Here is a 15,350-nt window from a genome sequence, read left to right as displayed (position 1 = left end):
CTGAGGCCATCCCATGGAGAGAGAATGAAGTACCAGTGGATATTATTTGACGCCGATGAAACCCTGTTTCATTTCGACGCCTTTAAAGGATTACAGCTGATGTTTTCGCGTTTCGGTGTGGACTTCACCCTTAGCGATTTCGAAGAGTATCAAACGGTTAATTTGCCTTTGTGGGTGGATTATCAAGACGGCAAGATCAGCGCCCGCCACCTGCAGGTGACCCGCTTCGAGCGTTGGGCCGAGAAGCTCTCTGTGACTGCCGAGCACCTCAATTCGGCGTTTCTCACGGCCATGGCCGATATTTGTACCCTGCTGCCTGGGGCCGCCGAGCTTGTGGATGCCCTCTACGGTAAGGTGAAGATGGGGATCATCACCAATGGCTTTACCGACCTGCAGACGGTGCGTCTGCAGCGTACCGGCTTGCTGCATGCATTTTCGCCCGTGGTGATCTCGGAAGAGGTGGGGGTGGCCAAACCCGATGTGGCGATCTTTGAACACGCCCTGTCGCAGATGGCTCATCCGCCCAGAGAGCATGTGTTGATGGTGGGAGATAATCCTCATTCGGATATTCAAGGCGGGCTTAACGCCGGCTTCGATACCTGTTGGCTTAATCATGCCAGTCAACCTACGCCAGAGGGCATTACACCTCACTATCAGGTGACCTCACTCAGCGAGCTGCAATACCTGCTGCTTAAGGGATAATGCCTAACGGGTTAACAGCCCGAATCCACAATCTCGAAACTTGGGCCCTGGGTAGTACTCAGGGCCTGAGTGTATTTGAGGTAGCAGTTTTGGCCGCTGGATTTCCTGCTTGGGTGCATGAAGCGGATAAAGGGCTCGGCCTTGTTATTGTGAAAATACCAGTCAGCCGGGTCATCGGCATTGAATACCGCATCGGCAAAGGTGGCATCTAATAACAGTGCCCAGGCGTGGGCCGAGTCGGCGGCGGGGTAACCATAGGCAAGTTCCACCTGATCGCCGTTGAGGCTGATATTGGTGCTGGCCTGAGTCTGTAGGTTTTCCAGACTCGCCTTGGTAAACACCAGGGGCAGGGTGCCGCTCATCTCCCCTTTGAGTCCCTGAAGGGCTGCAACGCGGGCATCGGACTGGATATTGATGAAGCGTGGCAGGGCTATCGTTGCCAGAATCGCCAGTATGATGACAGTGATGACAAGTTCAATCAGGGTAAATCCGTTAGGTTTCATCTTGCTACCTGCAGTTTTCTTTGTGTTTATACTACACCCTGAGTGGGCATTTTATCCCCTAAACAAGCTTAAAAAGGTTGTTTTTAACGCATTTGTCATCGAAAAATGCATTAATGGATTATTTGTTGCTCAGTTAGTGAAATTTAGGCTTTACATTTAAAGTCCATTTCCTTACTATTCTCGGCGTTCGGAGAGATGGCAGAGTGGTCGAATGCACCGGTCTTGAAAACCGGCACGGGTTTATAGCCCGTCTAGGGTTCAAATCCCTATCTCTCCGCCACATTAAGAAAAAAGGCTTCCAGAAATGGAAGCCTTTTTTCGTTCTAGCGAGTAAATACTTAAAGACTGACTATCGGGATTATTTGAACCCAGGGTTCCTAATGTTTAGATCCGGCTATCCCTCTGCCACTTTAACAAAGCCCTCTATTTAGCGGGCTTTGTGCTATCTAGCATATAGCATTTGAGTCATAGCCGGGTTCCTAATATTTAAATCTGGCTATCTATCTATCACATTAAGAGAAAAGGCTTCCAGAAATGGAAGCCTTTTTTCGTTCTAGCGAGTAAATACTTAAAGACTGACTATCGGGATTATTTGAACCCAGGGTTCCTAATGTTTAGATCCGGCTATCCCTCTGCCACTTTAACCAAGCCCTCTATTTAGCGGGCTTCGTTCTAGCGAGTAAATACTTAAAGACTGACTATCGGGATCATTTGAACCCAGGGTTCCTAATGTTTAGATCCGGCTATCCCTCTGCCACATTAACCAAGCCCGCTTTATAGCGAGCTTTGTGCTATCTGGCATATAGCATTTGAGTCATAGCCGGGTTCCTAATGCTAATGCCTTTCAACAGAGTGCCCGACTATATCTTTGCCACTTTAAGAGGAAAGGCTTCCAGAAATGGAAGCCTTTTTTCGTTCTAGCGAGTAAATGCTTAAAGACTGATTATCGGGATCACTTGAATCCAGGGTTCCTAATGTTTAGATTCGGCTATCTCTCTGCCACATTAACAAAGCCCGCTTTATAGCGGGCTTTGTGCTATCTAGCTTATAGCATGTTGAGCAATAGCCGGGTTCCTAATGCTAATGCCTTTCAACAAAGTGCCCGACTATATCTTTGCCACTTCAAGAGGAAAGGCTTCCAGAAATGGAAGCCTTTTTTCGTTCTAGCTTTCGAGTGCTGGGCACTGCCTTGTCGGCGCTTTTCATACTGTCCTCTGGAGCCGGGTTAACAACCAACACGAGCGATGTTAGCACCATGAACTCATGGGCTTAGACGAGTGAAAAATAGATGTCGGTGATCAGCTCATGTTCCGCCACTTCGGGGAAGAAGTTGTGGTACTCGAAGTAGAGGGGAAAATCCCTCAGCTCCTCGCCGCTCTCGGGTAACCAGTCGCGGTAGAACTGATAGATCTTATCGTCCATCTGATCGTGTGATCCCTGGTGGCGGATCACGGCGCAGCGACCGCCGGGGATCGTCTTGGTGATCACCCCAAAGTCATTGGCCTTGACCTCAGAGGCTACCGAGCCACAGATGTCGAAGCGAAACGCCTCGGGCTCGACCGTGTTGGGGTCGTTAAAGGGCACCCCTAGTGTCAGGCTGCTGGCCACAGGGGATTCGCCGCTCTGCTTACGCCAGCTGATAAATTGTTGAATCGAGTCGTTCAGTGAGGCCGGGCTGCCCAGGTGCTCCAGCACCGCGACCTTGATATCGTCTCTTTGAGTGAGTTTAATTTGCACAGTTTCTCTCCTTGTATAGTTCACCTTGGCATATTCCTGACTCCATTGCTCCCACTGCGGGGTTAACCTGAACTGGGATGGGGTCTGGGCAAATATCTGTTTGAAGGCTCGCGAGAAGGATTCGCCGTTTTCAAATCCGGCATCGAGGGCGATGTCGGTGATCTTGAGCTCGGGGTGAAACACTAATCGGTACGAGGCCCGCTTCAGCCTGAGCAGGCTGATGTATCTACCTAAGGTTATGCCGGTATACACCTGAAACTGGCGATGAAAATGATACTTGGAGAAGTGCGCCTTCTGGCTGAGTTGTTCCAGCGTCAGGGGCTGGTCCAGATGTTTGGCAATATAGTCGCATACCGTCTGTATGCGTTGACTGTAGGCCTGGTGCGCTGCTCGGTTCATATACATCCCTTTTCAAGTGAGAGGCCATTGTGCGACGAGACGGTGGGCTTTACCTGACTCATATTGCTCAATTGACGATGGCTGAGCGGACCGTCTTAGAAGCCTCTGCGCTTCCAGAAGTTGGCCACCTGGCTCTCCTCGTCATTCAGGTGCACATGAAAGGTTTTCTCGGCAACCACCTTGTCGCCCAGGGAGAGGGTCATGCGCCACTTGCCCACCTTATCATGCTCGGGGGCCCAGATGGTGTCACCCAGATAGAACTTCCAGTCGTTGGACTCGACGAACAGCTCGCCCTCAAAGGGCGGTCGAATATTGCCCTGCTGATCGGGAATGTGGGGATGATAGATGCAGTAGCTTAGCCTGCGATTCTTGGCCTTGCGGATGCGGGCGATAAAGCCAAATTCTATGTCTATCTCAGCAGGCACATGGACTGTGGCCTTGAGAAATTTAGGCAGATCTGGGCTCTCTTCATCCCAACGGCTGAAGAGTCCCGCCTGCAGTATGGTGACGTCGGCTTTGAGCTTAGACAAAGTAGGCAGGCCTTATGGCCTAGGTGTGATACTTCACGGCCATGTCGATCAGCGGCTCGCGGCTGGCCTTGGCGGCGCGCAGCCTGGCCAGATAGTTCTCCCATAACTCCACCTGATTGGTGGCTAAGTCATAGAGCACCTTCCAGGAGTAGAGACCCGTGTCGTGACCGTCATCGAATACCAGCTTGACCGCATAGTTGCCCACGGGGGTGATGGCGTTGATATTGACGTTCTTCTTGTGAGTCACCAGCACAGGGTTGCCGTGACCATGCACCTCGGCCGAGGGGGAGTAGACCCTTAAGAGTTCACAGCTGAGGGTATATTGCTGGCCGTTATCGAAACTGACTTCCAGCTGACGCGACTTACGTTTGAGTTTGAGACCTGTGACCTTGGGGGTATCGCTTTGAGGAGTCATAGCTTTGCCTTTTGGGAACGCTTGGGGGTTAAAAAAGAGGGCCCGCAGGGGAACTGAAGGGCCCTTTAAGTTTACAGGATGAAGCGGCTGAGGTCTTCGTCTTGTACCAAGTTGTCCAGGTGAGCGTTGACATAGTCGGCATCGATCACTGTGGTGCAGCCCGATTTGTCCGAGGCCTCGAAGGAGAGGTCTTCCATCAGACGCTCCATCACGGTATGCAGACGGCGGGCACCAATGTTTTCGGTGCGCTCGTTCACCTGCCAGGCGGCCTGGGCGATGCGCTCGATACCCGACTCGCTAAACTCTACCTTAACGCCTTCGGTCGCCATCAGCGCCATATACTGCTCTGTGAGCGATGCATGGGGCTCGGTGAGGATGCGTTTAAAATCGTTGGCCGACAGGGCTTCCAGTTCGACACGGATCGGCAGACGACCCTGCAGCTCAGGAATCAGATCCGATGGCTTGGACATCTGGAAGGCACCCGAGGCGATAAACAGGATATGGTCTGTCTTGACCATGCCGTGTTTGGTGTTCACCGTGCAGCCTTCTACCAGTGGCAGCAGGTCGCGCTGAACCCCTTCGCGGGAGACGTCTGGGCCCGAGGTGTCGCCGCGCTTACAGATCTTATCGATCTCATCTAAGAAGACGATGCCGTGCTGCTCAACCAGTTCGATAGCCTGCTCCTTAAGATCGTCAGGGTTTACCAGCTTGGCGGCTTCCTCTTCGATCAACAGCTTGTAGGCTTCCTTGATGGTCATCTTGCGACGCTTGCTGGCGCCGGGGCCCATGTTTTGGAACATGCTCTGCAGTTGGTTGGTCATCTCCTCCATGCCGGGTGGCGACATGATCTCTATGCCTACCTGAGGCGCGGCGATATCGATTTCGATCTCTTTGTCATCGAGCTGGCCTTCGCGCAGTTTCTTACGAAATACCTGGCGAGTGCCTGAATCATCTTTTTGCTCGCTGTCCCAGTCTTCCTTCGGCTTAGGCAGCAGGGCGTCGAGAATGCGCTCTTCGGCGGCTTCCTCGGCTCTGAATTTACACTTGGCCATCTGCTCTTCACGGGTCAGCTTAACGGCGGCGTCGGTGAGGTCACGGATGATCTGCTCGACCTCCTTACCCACGTAACCGACTTCGGTAAACTTGGTGGCCTCGACCTTGATGAAGGGCGCCTTGGCCAGCTTGGCCAGACGGCGGGCGATCTCGGTTTTACCTACACCCGTTGGGCCTATCATCAGAATGTTTTTTGGGGTGACTTCTTGGCGCAGCGCGGCGTCAAGCTGCATACGGCGCCAGCGGTTGCGTAGGGCGATAGCGACCGAACGCTTGGCATTTTGCTGGCCTATGATGTGGCTGTCCAGCTCGTGAACAATCTCGCGTGGAGTCATCTCAGACATAAGTATCCCTTAATGCTTGGGTGCATATATTTGTTAACAATGAGCGGACTCAGTGTTAGTAATTCAGTTCTTCTATCGTCTTGAATTGGTTGGTGAATACGCAGATGTCACCGGCAATGGTCAAAGACTTTTCGGCGATCTCTTTGGCACTGAGATCGGTATTTTCCAGTAGCGCGGTTGCGGCTGCCTGGGCAAAGTTGCCGCCCGATCCTATGGCGATCAGGTCGTTTTCTGGCTGTACCACATCGCCGTTACCTGTGATGATCAGGCTGCACTCGGTATCGGCCACCGCCAACAGAGCCTCGAGCTTGCGCAATACCTTGTCGGAGCGCCAGTCTTTAGCCATCTCGACCGCGGCGCGCATCAGATGTCCTTGATGCATCTCTAACTTGGCCTCGAAGCGCTCGAACAGGGTAAAGGCATCTGCGGTACCGCCGGCAAAGCCCGCGAGGACCTTATTGTGATATAGGCGGCGAACCTTCTTAGCGTTTCCTTTCATCACTGTATTTCCCAGTGATACCTGGCCGTCTCCGGCAATAACAACCTGATTGTTGCGACGTACTGAAACGATTGTGGTCACGGTATTTCCTCTTCTCAAGCCGACGAGTAGGAAACTCATCGGTGGACAATAGCTTAGATATGGGGATGGCATTTCGTTTTTCAAGGGAGATCAGCCATAGGTTTACCCATGCAATCCGCGAAAAGCCGAGTTTTGTGCCTATTAGGTAGAAAAGCCTTTTATTTTTATCGCCTTATTCATTTGAGTATGACACCGAGGCTAATACTAAAGAGGGGGTATTCCTGGGCAAAACTAGCCGCTTGGTGGCGGGCTTTCATACCTTAGCCGGATGAAGGGGAAGGGGCTTGTCCGCATACTTTTGCCTGCCAGCAAAGGCTGGCGCTTGTTTCTAAGCCGCTTGTTTCAAACATGGGGATGAAAGGAAAACGGTTCGCGGTGTAGGGGTCGATTGGCCAGAGGTTGCACAGTGACGCTTGTCGGGATCTTCTCTGGATGCGCCAACATCTCAGTGATGGGCGATGAAGATTCGACATCTGGTAATCGCAGTTTCATGTTACTGCTGAGACTTGCATAGGATTGCACCACCAGACTTGGTGTGCTTGGGGGCCGCTTTAGCTGAGCGCCCGACAGATAAATTTAGTAAAGGATATTACTCATGACAAAGCTACTTCCACTGGCCGCCGCCATTGCGATGACAATTGGTACCGCCCACGCTGCAGACAGCACGGCGACAACCTCACAGAATGGTTCAGGCAACCTAGCCACCACTGTGCAGACAGGGACTAACCATACCGCGACGATTAACACAGCCCTGGGTTTCGACAGCTCGGCCAACATAGACCAAGCCGGTGATGCACAAACCGCCACCATCAACCAGGTTGGCGGCGTGGCTAACTCGAGCGCCATGGTGACTCAGTCAGTATCGTCAAACAATGCCACCATCAACCAGGAGCATATGGATAACACCCATGCGACTGTGACCCAGGCCGGTGAGAGTAACAACGCCGATGTGAACCAGCTGCATGTTAACGACTCTCAGGCGATCGTTCAGCAGCAGGGTAACACCAACAACGCCAACATCAGACAGTATGGTTTCGGCATCCACAATCCTGCCGGTTCGACCATACTGCAGACAGGTAACAACAATAGCGCGACTTCAGATCAAGATACCTCTACCGATGCCCTGTCGACCGTGGTGCAGACCGGCGCAGATAACATCGCCAACGTAAACCAGATGAACGGTGCCGAGCGCTCGGTGGTTGCCATCAATCAGATCACCAATAGCTCTCTGGCCACCGCTACTCAGGACGGCTCTGCCGATTCGAGCATCACCATTAACCAGATCAACGGTTCTATCGGCACAGCCGATGTCACTCAAAGCAACGGCAGCGGCAACCTGGCTACCGTGACTCAGGATGACAACAGCCTAAATGCGGTTGCAAGCGTGTCGCAAACCGGCAGCTCTAACCAGGTCAGCACGCTACAGCAGCACGCAATCAACACCAGCCTGAGCGTGATGCAAGAGGGTGCGTCTAACATCGCCTCTGTTAATCAAGAGCATGTGAATGACAGCGTCGCGAACGTGACCGTAACCGGTGACTCTAACACCAGCACTGTACGCCAGTATGGTTTTGGTTTCCATGAACCTGCATCGGCTACCGTGACCACAGTAGGTAACCTCAACAATGCCAACATCAACCAAGATACCTCTTACATGGCGCAGGCGACTGTGGACCAGTCTGGTAACGGTAACATCGCCTTGGTGAGCCAGCTTAATGAGTCAGACAACGCTAACGTCTTTGTCGCTCAGATCGATGGTAGCGAGTCGGGTAACGTTGTCGTGGCGCAGAACCAAGCTGCGGACTCTACCGCGACTGTGATGCAGTCTGCCGTTAACGGTTCGGCGGTATTTGTGGCCCAGGGCCCAGGTAGCCAACTGAATGCCGACGTGAATCAGACGGGCAGTATTGGCGGTATGGTAAACGTGAACCAAGATGGCGTTGACCAAGCCACCGTGGTGAGCCAGAGCGGTACGGATAACATGGCCGATGTTTACCAGACGGCTTCGCTTAACCGCGCGAACGTGACGCAGATGGGCGACTTTGGTGCGGCCGATATCGATCAGACCGGTGCCGACAACGAAGCTTGGGTAAACCAGAGTGGTGGTGAGTACAATGACGCGGTCTTGCTGCAACAAGGCGATGAAAACTACGCCATGATTGAGCAATCAGGCCTGGGCCAGGATGGCGCGCATAACCTGGCGACCATCAACCAGCTGGGCATGAACGATAGCGCTTCTATCATGCAGGCCGGTGGTTTCGGTAACACGGCAACCATCACCCAGAACTAAGCGATTAACGCAGACAACAAAAAGCCAGCATCACGCTGGCTTTTTTATGTTTGAGGCAATAAAAAAAACGGGCCAGGGCCCGTCTTTAGTCTGCTGAGGTTAACTACCTTCCCAGAACCAGATCTGACAGCCGTTGAGGCCGCCGCGTTGCAGGATATGGCGATGCTTCTCGGCGAGGCGTTTACGCTCGTAGGGGCCTAAGACCACCTTGTACCAGATACCGCTACTGCCGCTGACTTTACGCACCTGGGCCTCTAGGCCCTGAAAGGCGATAACCGCCTTCATCTCATTGGCCTGAGCCTCTTTCCTGAAGGAGCCACACTGCATCTGATAGGGACGGGTCGGCGCAGTATTTTCGGGAATATCCACCTCGACCTGCTTGTTCTCCAACTCCTCTTGATAGGTCCACTCTTCCTTCGGCTTTGGCGGCAGCGCATTAGGGTCCTTCTTGACCACCTTAGGCTTAACCGTTTGCACCTCGGGCTGAGTCTCTACCTTGTCGGCGCTGTCGTTGATGCTCCACAGGAAGTAGCCGAAACCGCCCACCAATCCTAAGGTCACCAGTGAGAGCACGAAGGGGAAGCGTCTCGGCGCCGGGGCAGACTTTCGTCGGCCACCGGTGCTCTTCTTGCGTCCTTTCGAGGCAGGTCTTCTGTTGGCGTAATCGCGATTGCTCATCCTAGCGCCCTATACTACATGCGTTCTAAGGTTTCGATACCCAGTAGATCCAGACCCTGCTTCAAGGTCTTAGCGGTCAGCTGTGCCAGCAGTAGACGGCTCTTCTTCTCATCTTCGCTATCGGCCGCCAGTACAGGACAGGCCTCGTAGAAGCTTGAGAAGGCGCCAGCCAGTTCAAACAGGTAACCACACAGGGCGTGAGGCTGCCCCTTGGCCACCATGCGACCTAGCACCTCAGCAAACTGGGCCAGCTTGTTGCCCAGCTCTTTCTCCTTGTTGTTTTCCAGCTTGATGCTGGCACCGGTCAGGTCGACGTCGGCTGCACGCTTGAAGATACCCGCCACACGCGTGTAGGCATAGAGCAGGTAAGGCGCCGTGTTGCCCTCGAAGCTCAGCATCTGCTCGAAGCTGAAGATGTAATCGCTGGCGCGGTTCTTCGACAGGTCGGCATATTTCACCGAGGCGATACCGACCACCTTGGCGATCTTGGCCAGCTCCTCTTCATCCATATCTGGGTTCTTGCTGCGTACCAGTTCCAGCGCACGGGTCTCGGCCTCGCTCAGCAGGTCAACCAGCTTCACTACACCGCCAGAGCGGGTCTTGAATGGGCGACCGTCTTCGCCGTTCATGGTGCCAAAGCCCATGTGTTCCAGACTCATCTCTGGACGGACGAAATTAGCGGTGCGAGCCAGGCTGAACACCTGTTGGAAGTGCAGGGCTTGGCGTAGGTCGACGAAGTAGAGTGCGCGGTCGGCCTTGAGCACGTTTGAGCGGTAGCGCATCGCCGCCAGATCGCTGGTGGCATACAGGAAGCCGCCGTCGGCCTTCTGGATGATCACCGGCAGAGGCTCACCCTCTTTGGTTTGGAACTCATCCTGGAACACCACCTTGGCACCGTTACTTTCAGACAGCAGACCCTGGGCATCCAGATCCTTGACTACCTGCTCGAGATCGTCGTTGTAGGCGCTCTCGCCACGCACATCGGCGCGGGTCAGGCTGACGCCCAGACGCTCATAAACCTCGTGGCAATGGCTCAGCGAGATATCGTTAAATTCACGCCACAGCTTGTTGCAGTATTCGTCGCCCGATTGCAACTCGACCACTAGCTGACGGGCGCGGGTGGCAAACTCTTCCGACTCGTCGAAACGAACCTTGGCGGCGCGATAGAAGCTTTCGAGATCCGCCAGCTCAACCTGGGCTTGTTCGCCTTGCTGAGCGCGTAGCTCTTCCATGTAGGCCAGCAGCATGCCGAACTGAGTACCCCAGTCGCCGACATGGTTCTGACGGATCACCTTGTGACCCTGGAATTCCAGGGCGCGTACCACGGCGTCGCCGATGATGGTCGAGCGCAGGTGGCCTACGTGCATCTCTTTGGCCAGGTTAGGCGACGAGTAGTCGACCACCACAGTCTGTGGCGCTGGCAAGCTGACACCCAGATGATCGTCGTTCAGGGCGGTCATCAGTTGGTTGGTCAGGGCGTTCTCATCGATAAAGAAGTTGATGAAACCTGGGCCGGCGATCTCCACCTTAGCCACCTGGCTATCTTGCGGCAGACTATCGATTATCAGCTGCGCGACCTCACGAGGATTCTTGCGCGCCACCTTGGTCAGCATCATGGCCAGGTTGGTGGCAAAATCACCGTGGGTTTTGTCTTTGGTTCGGTCTACCTGAATGCGAGCCTCAAAATCCGCAGGGATGATCGCCTGCTGTTTTAGGGTTTGAATGGCTTGTTCGAGCAAAGATTGAATATGTGATTTCATTGGCGTTTAATCGACAGTTGCTAAATATAAAAAGATTCAGGGATAACCGCGTATTTTAGCCGTTTGTGGTGGCCAATTGCTATCCTCTTGCCGGATTTTTATGAGCTATTTTTGCATTTTTTGATCACAAGAGATCCTGCGGGTCGCGATCTAGGCTCCAGCGGCATCGCTTGGCCAGGGGCAGGGCTTCGATCTGCGGCAGCGCCTGTTCGAAGGCCTGCTGCAACAGGGCGCGGGTCTTGGTCTGGAACATCAGCTGACGGCGGAACTTGCCTGCCTTTCTGTCCATAGGTGCGGGCATGGGGCCGATGATCTCGCACTGCTCGTTTTGTGGCAGCAACTGGGCGACCTGGGCCAAAAAGGCGTCGGCGTCCTCGGCCCTGTGGGCCTCGGCGCGCAGCAACAGCATGTGCCAGGCAGGCGGCAGCAGGGCCTGTTTGCGCTCTTCCAGCTGACCACGGGCGAACTCGCCGTACCCCTTGTGCATCAACTCCCGCAATATGGGGTTATCGCATTGGTGGGTCTGTAGCAGCACGGTTCCTGGCTTGCGTGCCCGCCCGGCGCGGCCCGATACCTGGGTATAGAGCTGGCCGAAGCGCTCGGGGGCGCGAAAGTCGGCGCTGAACAGGGCGCCATCGACATCTAACAGGCCCACCAGGGTAACATCGGGGAAATGGTGTCCCTTGGCGAGCATCTGAGTGCCTACCAGGATCTTATATTCGCCCTTGTGGATGGCATTGAGGTGGTTTTCCAGCGCGCCCTTGCGGCTGGTGGTGTCGCGATCGATTCGCACCACGGGGTAACGGGGAAACTCCTTGGTGAGGGCATCGGCCAACTGCTCGGTCCCCACCCCTTGGCCCATCAACATGGTGCTGCCACACTGGTGACACTGCTTGGGGATGGCGTATTGATTGCCACAGTGATGGCAGCGGATCTCCCCCAGAGACTGATGCACGGTAAAGAAGGCGTCACAGCGGTCGCACTCGTGTAGGTGGCCACATTCATGGCACAGCAGCGCCGGGGCGAAACCCCGACGATTGAGAAACAGCAGCACCTGGTTGCCCGCATCCAGATGGATTCGCATCTCGTTGAGCAGGCCATGGGAGAGGCCATTCTTCAGCGGCTGGTTACGGATGTCGATAATCCCCTGGCGCACCTTCTCGGCGGCGCCGGCGCGGCTGCCGAGGCTAAGGTGTTGGTAGCGTCCCGAGAGGGCATTCTGTAGCGTCTCTAAAGAGGGGGTGGCGCTGCCCAGCAGCACGGGGATCTTTTCCAGATGGCCGCGCATCACAGCCAGGTCTCGGGCGTGATAGCCTATCCCTTCCTGCTGCTTGAAGCTGGCGTCGTGCTCCTCATCCAGGATGATGATGCCCGGATAGCGCATGGGGGTGAACAGCGCCGAGCGGGTGCCGATTATGATGGCGGCCTCGCCGCTTCTGGCCTGGCGCCAGGCGCCGAGGCGTTGATTGTCGGTGAGCCCAGAGTGGATAACTACCACCTGCACCTTGAAGCGGCGTTTGAAGCGGCTGATGGTCTGAGGGGTCAGACCGATCTCGGGTACCAGAATCAGCGCCTGTTTGCCCTGTTTCAGCACTGTCTCCAGCAGGGCCAGATAGACCTCTGTCTTGCCCGAGCCTGTGATCCCCTCGAGCAGGGTGCAGTGGTAGCCCTGTTGCTGGTTGAGGGTGGCAACCGCAATGGCCTGCTCAGGGTTGAGCTGATGGGGTGTCTCAATGAGCTCAAGTCCATCGCGCCAACTGAGATCTGAGGCGACTTGTCGCTCAAATGATTCGATCCAACCCCGCTCCACCAGTGCCTTCAGCGCCGTCTTGCTTAGCTCCAGGGCATTGAGTTCATCCTGGCTGAGTTCAGTCTCTAACAGGGCGAGTAGCAACTTGCGCTGGGCCGGAGCGCGCTTGAGCAGATCGATATCCGCTTCCTGCCCGGCCGGGGTGACGCGCCAGATCTGCAGCTGCTGGGCCTCTATCTCGGCCCCCTTACGCAGGGCGACCGGCAGGGCCTGAGAGAGCATCTGTCCCAGGCTGCAAAAATAGTAGCGGGCGGCCCATTGGGTCAGCTTGTAGAGGGAGGGAGGCAATACGGCTTCTTGGTCGAGAAAGGCGATGACCGACTTGATCTGATTCGGCGCCAGGTCGCAGCTCTGGCTGAGGCCGGTTACCAGGCCGATCAACTGCTGCCTGCCAAAGGGGACTCTAACTCTGACGCCTACCTGGGCCTTGTCGAGATCGGCCTCTTTGACGCGATAGCTAAAGGCCTGGCGCATGGGGACGGGGAGGGCGACTTCGACAAACAGGGACATAGGTTTGGCTGGGACTCGGCTGGCTTCAATAATAGTAGAGCAAGTGTAACCAGACAGTCTGACGAGGGCTACCAGAATCTGTCACGAGTCGGTGGAAAGCTAAGGCTGTTCAGATCTAAGACTTGTGACAAAATTGTTGAAACATCAAGGAGCTTGTAGCTTAATAGCTAATAGACTTATGGGGCGTTAGACGAGGCGAGTGTTGCCGTGTTGAGCCCTATTAGGGTCGGCGTCAAAGATTCGAGTCTGTTCACCCAAACAGGGATAAGAAGGTTGCGATGAAGAGAGTGCAATATCTGGTCATGCTTTGCTTAGTACTGGTGAGTCAAGCCGGGCTGATGAGTCAGTCCGCCTGGGCCAAGCTTACCCACGTCAGTATCAATCAAAGGCTGTCAGATCTGGGGCAGCGCCCGACGCTCAGAGTCAATATCGTCGCCCAATCGGTTAACCTGGATAAGGTGCAGTTTATTGTCGAGCAGCGATCGGGCAGCGAGCGATTGATGGTCAAGCCGATGAACACCTATATGTTGCTGCTCAGTGGCGTAGAAGATGTGCAGGACAGTGAGGCCCAGCTGGTGGTCAAAGAGTATCAGGTCAACAACTGGCAAGAAGTGAAACGCATGCCATTGTTCGATGCCGGCATGCGAAGCGCTAGCGCCGATAAACCAAGTAAGGCCGAGAAACCAAGTAAGCCAGGTAAATCAGTCAAGGCGGCTAAGTCGAATAAGCCGGTGAAAGCCCCCGCGCAGCCTTCGCGAATTGCCGATGCCCGTCAACCTATGGCTGCCTTAGGGACTGTCGATGCCGGCGATAGAGTACAGCCGGGCTGTCAGCTGGATTATGCCCCGCCGCAGACTCTGTGGCGACTCGGCAGTGCCTATGCCAAGCAGTGGGAGCTGAGTACCTACGGTGCCATGCTGGCCATCTTCGAGGCCAATCCTAGGGCCTTTAACGGTGGTAAGATCAATGGCTTGCGGGCAGATGTGACCCTCAAGTGTCCGTCTGCTGCCCTTAAGCAGAAATATCATAGTGCAGAGGCGGCAAGAGTCACCTTCGAGGCACTGTCGGCAGAGTAAGCATGGCGCCCGGCCGATTCGGGCCGGATGCCGATATTCCCATCCGCAATATTTTTAGATGATGCAGCAGAATAGTTACAGGCTATGCTTGTATCTATTGGTGGTATCCTGTACTATCTCGCGCCTAAATATTTTATTAACTGCATGTGGTGTCCGACTTCGGGTTGGAAGTGCGACATGGCCTTAAACTTGAGGTAATCCCAATGAAACCAGGCATTCATCCTGAATATGCTGAAATCACTGCAACTTGTACTTGTGGTAACGTTATCAAAGTAAACTCAACTGCAGGTAAGCCACTGCACTTGGACGTATGTGGTGCATGTCACCCATTCTACACTGGTACTCAGAAAGTTATGGATACCGGTGGACGTATCGACAAGTTCAACAAGCGTTTCGGTATGCTTGGCAAGAAGTAATACTTCTGCAAAGAACTCTGAAAAAGGCGCCTCTAAGGCGCCTTTTTTGTTGCCTGTTCGGCATCCTATTCGGTGCAGGTTTGCCCCTCAAGCAGGCTCTTGGCAATACGGTTGGCACTCGGCCCAACAAGCTAGAATGATCAATATTGATTACGATTGGTATAATACCAATCACAGTAAACATGTGATCAGAAATAGCGCAGGAAAAACGATTGAGAACAAAGCAGGATTTTTAGGTAAGTAGTTATTCTACAATTAAAAATACTAATACAGTTATCGAGCGTTTTAACAAGCTAGGGAAGATGCGAATAAGTCCCTGATGTGAGATCATAGCTACATAGTAAATCACAGCCATTACCGCCCATGAGCCAACAGTTAACTTTTGCCGATAGTGAGTTTTCCAGCAAGCGCCGCCAGACCCGTAAAGAGATTTTCTTATCTCGGATGGACAACCTGTTACCATGGACTCAACTGCTGGAAGTGATTGAGCCCTTTTATCCAAAAGCGGGCAATGGTCGTCGTCCCTATCCACTGGAAACGATACGAT

General features: G+C 54.1%; 14 protein-coding genes, 1 tRNA gene and 1 pseudogene. 6 read left to right on the top strand and 10 right to left on the bottom strand.

Annotated elements, in window-relative coordinates; translation table 11 throughout:
• The first annotated feature begins 24 nt into the window (after positions 1 to 24).
• Complete coding sequence (gene yjjG / locus L1D47_RS05685; protein ID WP_239882895.1) at positions 25 to 702, top strand: pyrimidine 5'-nucleotidase; 678 nt, start codon at positions 25 to 27, stop codon at positions 700 to 702.
• Positions 703 to 713: 11 nt separating this feature from the next.
• On the opposite strand, the gene L1D47_RS05680 is transcribed toward yjjG, so the two are convergent.
• Positions 714 to 1,205 carry a prepilin-type N-terminal cleavage/methylation domain-containing protein gene (locus L1D47_RS05680; RefSeq protein ID WP_239882894.1) on the bottom strand — a complete coding sequence of 164 codons (492 nt, stop codon included), beginning with the start codon at positions 1,203 to 1,205 and terminating at the stop codon, positions 714 to 716.
• A 189-nt stretch (positions 1,206 to 1,394) separates the two neighbouring features.
• Between L1D47_RS05680 and L1D47_RS05675 the strand changes: the two genes are divergently transcribed.
• Positions 1,395 to 1,485 (top strand) — tRNA-Ser (locus L1D47_RS05675).
• Positions 1,486 to 2,474: 989 nt separating this feature from the next.
• Here L1D47_RS05675 and L1D47_RS05670 read toward each other — a convergent pair.
• The 6 genes from L1D47_RS05670 to L1D47_RS05645 form a co-directional block, all read right to left on the bottom strand.
• Positions 2,475 to 3,341, bottom strand: a complete 867-nt coding sequence (locus L1D47_RS05670) for an AraC family transcriptional regulator (RefSeq protein ID WP_239882893.1) — start codon at positions 3,339 to 3,341, stop codon at positions 2,475 to 2,477.
• Between the two features lie 95 nt (positions 3,342 to 3,436).
• Complete coding sequence (locus tag L1D47_RS05665) at positions 3,437 to 3,871, bottom strand: DUF3859 domain-containing protein (protein WP_041510793.1); 435 nt, start codon at positions 3,869 to 3,871, stop codon at positions 3,437 to 3,439.
• 19 nt (positions 3,872 to 3,890) lie between these two features.
• A complete protein-coding gene (locus L1D47_RS05660) occupies positions 3,891 to 4,286 on the bottom strand; it encodes a DUF971 domain-containing protein (protein WP_041510794.1) in 396 nt (131 codons plus the stop codon).
• A 71-nt stretch (positions 4,287 to 4,357) separates the two neighbouring features.
• Complete coding sequence (gene hslU, locus L1D47_RS05655) at positions 4,358 to 5,683, bottom strand: HslU--HslV peptidase ATPase subunit (RefSeq protein ID WP_239882892.1); 1,326 nt, start codon at positions 5,681 to 5,683, stop codon at positions 4,358 to 4,360.
• Positions 5,684 to 5,738: 55 nt separating this feature from the next.
• Positions 5,739 to 6,263: an ATP-dependent protease subunit HslV gene (hslV, locus tag L1D47_RS05650; RefSeq protein ID WP_033539082.1), complete on the bottom strand. Its 525-nt coding sequence runs from the start codon at positions 6,261 to 6,263 to the stop codon at positions 5,739 to 5,741.
• Positions 6,264 to 6,605: 342 nt separating this feature from the next.
• A complete protein-coding gene (locus tag L1D47_RS05645; protein WP_160290151.1) occupies positions 6,606 to 6,755 on the bottom strand; it encodes a hypothetical protein in 150 nt (49 codons plus the stop codon).
• 103 nt (positions 6,756 to 6,858) lie between these two features.
• Here L1D47_RS05645 and L1D47_RS05640 point away from each other — a divergent pair, with 103 nt between their 5' ends.
• Positions 6,859 to 8,553, top strand: a complete 1,695-nt coding sequence (locus L1D47_RS05640; protein WP_239882891.1) for a hypothetical protein — start codon at positions 6,859 to 6,861, stop codon at positions 8,551 to 8,553.
• 99 nt (positions 8,554 to 8,652) lie between these two features.
• On the opposite strand, the gene L1D47_RS05635 is transcribed toward L1D47_RS05640, so the two are convergent.
• From L1D47_RS05635 to priA, 3 genes are all read right to left on the bottom strand, one after another.
• On the bottom strand, positions 8,653 to 9,231 hold the full coding sequence (locus L1D47_RS05635; RefSeq protein WP_041510798.1) for an SPOR domain-containing protein: 579 nt from the start codon (positions 9,229 to 9,231) through the stop codon (positions 8,653 to 8,655).
• 14 nt (positions 9,232 to 9,245) lie between these two features.
• Positions 9,246 to 10,991, bottom strand: a complete 1,746-nt coding sequence (argS, locus tag L1D47_RS05630; protein ID WP_239882890.1) for an arginine--tRNA ligase — start codon at positions 10,989 to 10,991, stop codon at positions 9,246 to 9,248.
• Between the two features lie 124 nt (positions 10,992 to 11,115).
• On the bottom strand, positions 11,116 to 13,311 hold the full coding sequence (priA, locus tag L1D47_RS05625; protein ID WP_239882889.1) for a primosomal protein N': 2,196 nt from the start codon (positions 13,309 to 13,311) through the stop codon (positions 11,116 to 11,118).
• Positions 13,312 to 13,589: 278 nt separating this feature from the next.
• Between priA and L1D47_RS05620 the strand changes: the two genes are divergently transcribed.
• From L1D47_RS05620 to L1D47_RS05610, 3 genes and pseudogenes are all read left to right on the top strand, one after another.
• Positions 13,590 to 14,387 carry a FimV/HubP family polar landmark protein gene (locus L1D47_RS05620; RefSeq protein WP_239882888.1) on the top strand — a complete coding sequence of 266 codons (798 nt, stop codon included), beginning with the start codon at positions 13,590 to 13,592 and terminating at the stop codon, positions 14,385 to 14,387.
• A 203-nt stretch (positions 14,388 to 14,590) separates the two neighbouring features.
• Positions 14,591 to 14,803: a 50S ribosomal protein L31 gene (rpmE, locus tag L1D47_RS05615; protein ID WP_011864187.1), complete on the top strand. Its 213-nt coding sequence runs from the start codon at positions 14,591 to 14,593 to the stop codon at positions 14,801 to 14,803.
• A 363-nt stretch (positions 14,804 to 15,166) separates the two neighbouring features.
• Positions 15,167 to 15,350: pseudogene (locus L1D47_RS05610) on the top strand (IS5/IS1182 family transposase); the annotation flags it as partial.

The organism is Shewanella sp. Isolate7 (assembly GCF_022398425.1).
Taxonomy (GTDB): Bacteria; Pseudomonadota; Gammaproteobacteria; order Enterobacterales; family Shewanellaceae; genus Shewanella.
Note: the sequence above shows the minus strand (reverse complement) of the source record. Positions and strands in the feature narration are given on the sequence as shown.

What these genes read in the sequence shown, in the direction of transcription:
- L1D47_RS05680 (WP_239882894.1), bottom strand. Translation starts at nt 1,205, where the DNA reads ATGAAACCTAACGGATTTACCCTGATTGAACTTGTCATCACTGTCATC.
- argS (WP_239882890.1), bottom strand. Translation starts at nt 10,991, where the DNA reads ATGAAATCACATATTCAATCTTTGCTCGAACAAGCCATTCAAACCCTA.
- rpmE (WP_011864187.1), top strand. Translation starts at nt 14,591, where the DNA reads ATGAAACCAGGCATTCATCCTGAATATGCTGAAATCACTGCAACTTGT.
- hslU (WP_239882892.1), bottom strand. Translation starts at nt 5,683, where the DNA reads ATGTCTGAGATGACTCCACGCGAGATTGTTCACGAGCTGGACAGCCAC.
- L1D47_RS05635 (WP_041510798.1), bottom strand. Translation starts at nt 9,231, where the DNA reads ATGAGCAATCGCGATTACGCCAACAGAAGACCTGCCTCGAAAGGACGC.
- yjjG (WP_239882895.1), top strand. Translation starts at nt 25, where the DNA reads ATGAAGTACCAGTGGATATTATTTGACGCCGATGAAACCCTGTTTCAT.
- priA (WP_239882889.1), bottom strand. Translation starts at nt 13,311, where the DNA reads ATGTCCCTGTTTGTCGAAGTCGCCCTCCCCGTCCCCATGCGCCAGGCC.
- L1D47_RS05670 (WP_239882893.1), bottom strand. Translation starts at nt 3,341, where the DNA reads ATGAACCGAGCAGCGCACCAGGCCTACAGTCAACGCATACAGACGGTA.
- L1D47_RS05645 (WP_160290151.1), bottom strand. Translation starts at nt 6,755, where the DNA reads ATGAAACTGCGATTACCAGATGTCGAATCTTCATCGCCCATCACTGAG.
- L1D47_RS05620 (WP_239882888.1), top strand. Translation starts at nt 13,590, where the DNA reads ATGAAGAGAGTGCAATATCTGGTCATGCTTTGCTTAGTACTGGTGAGT.
- L1D47_RS05640 (WP_239882891.1), top strand. Translation starts at nt 6,859, where the DNA reads ATGACAAAGCTACTTCCACTGGCCGCCGCCATTGCGATGACAATTGGT.
- L1D47_RS05660 (WP_041510794.1), bottom strand. Translation starts at nt 4,286, where the DNA reads ATGACTCCTCAAAGCGATACCCCCAAGGTCACAGGTCTCAAACTCAAA.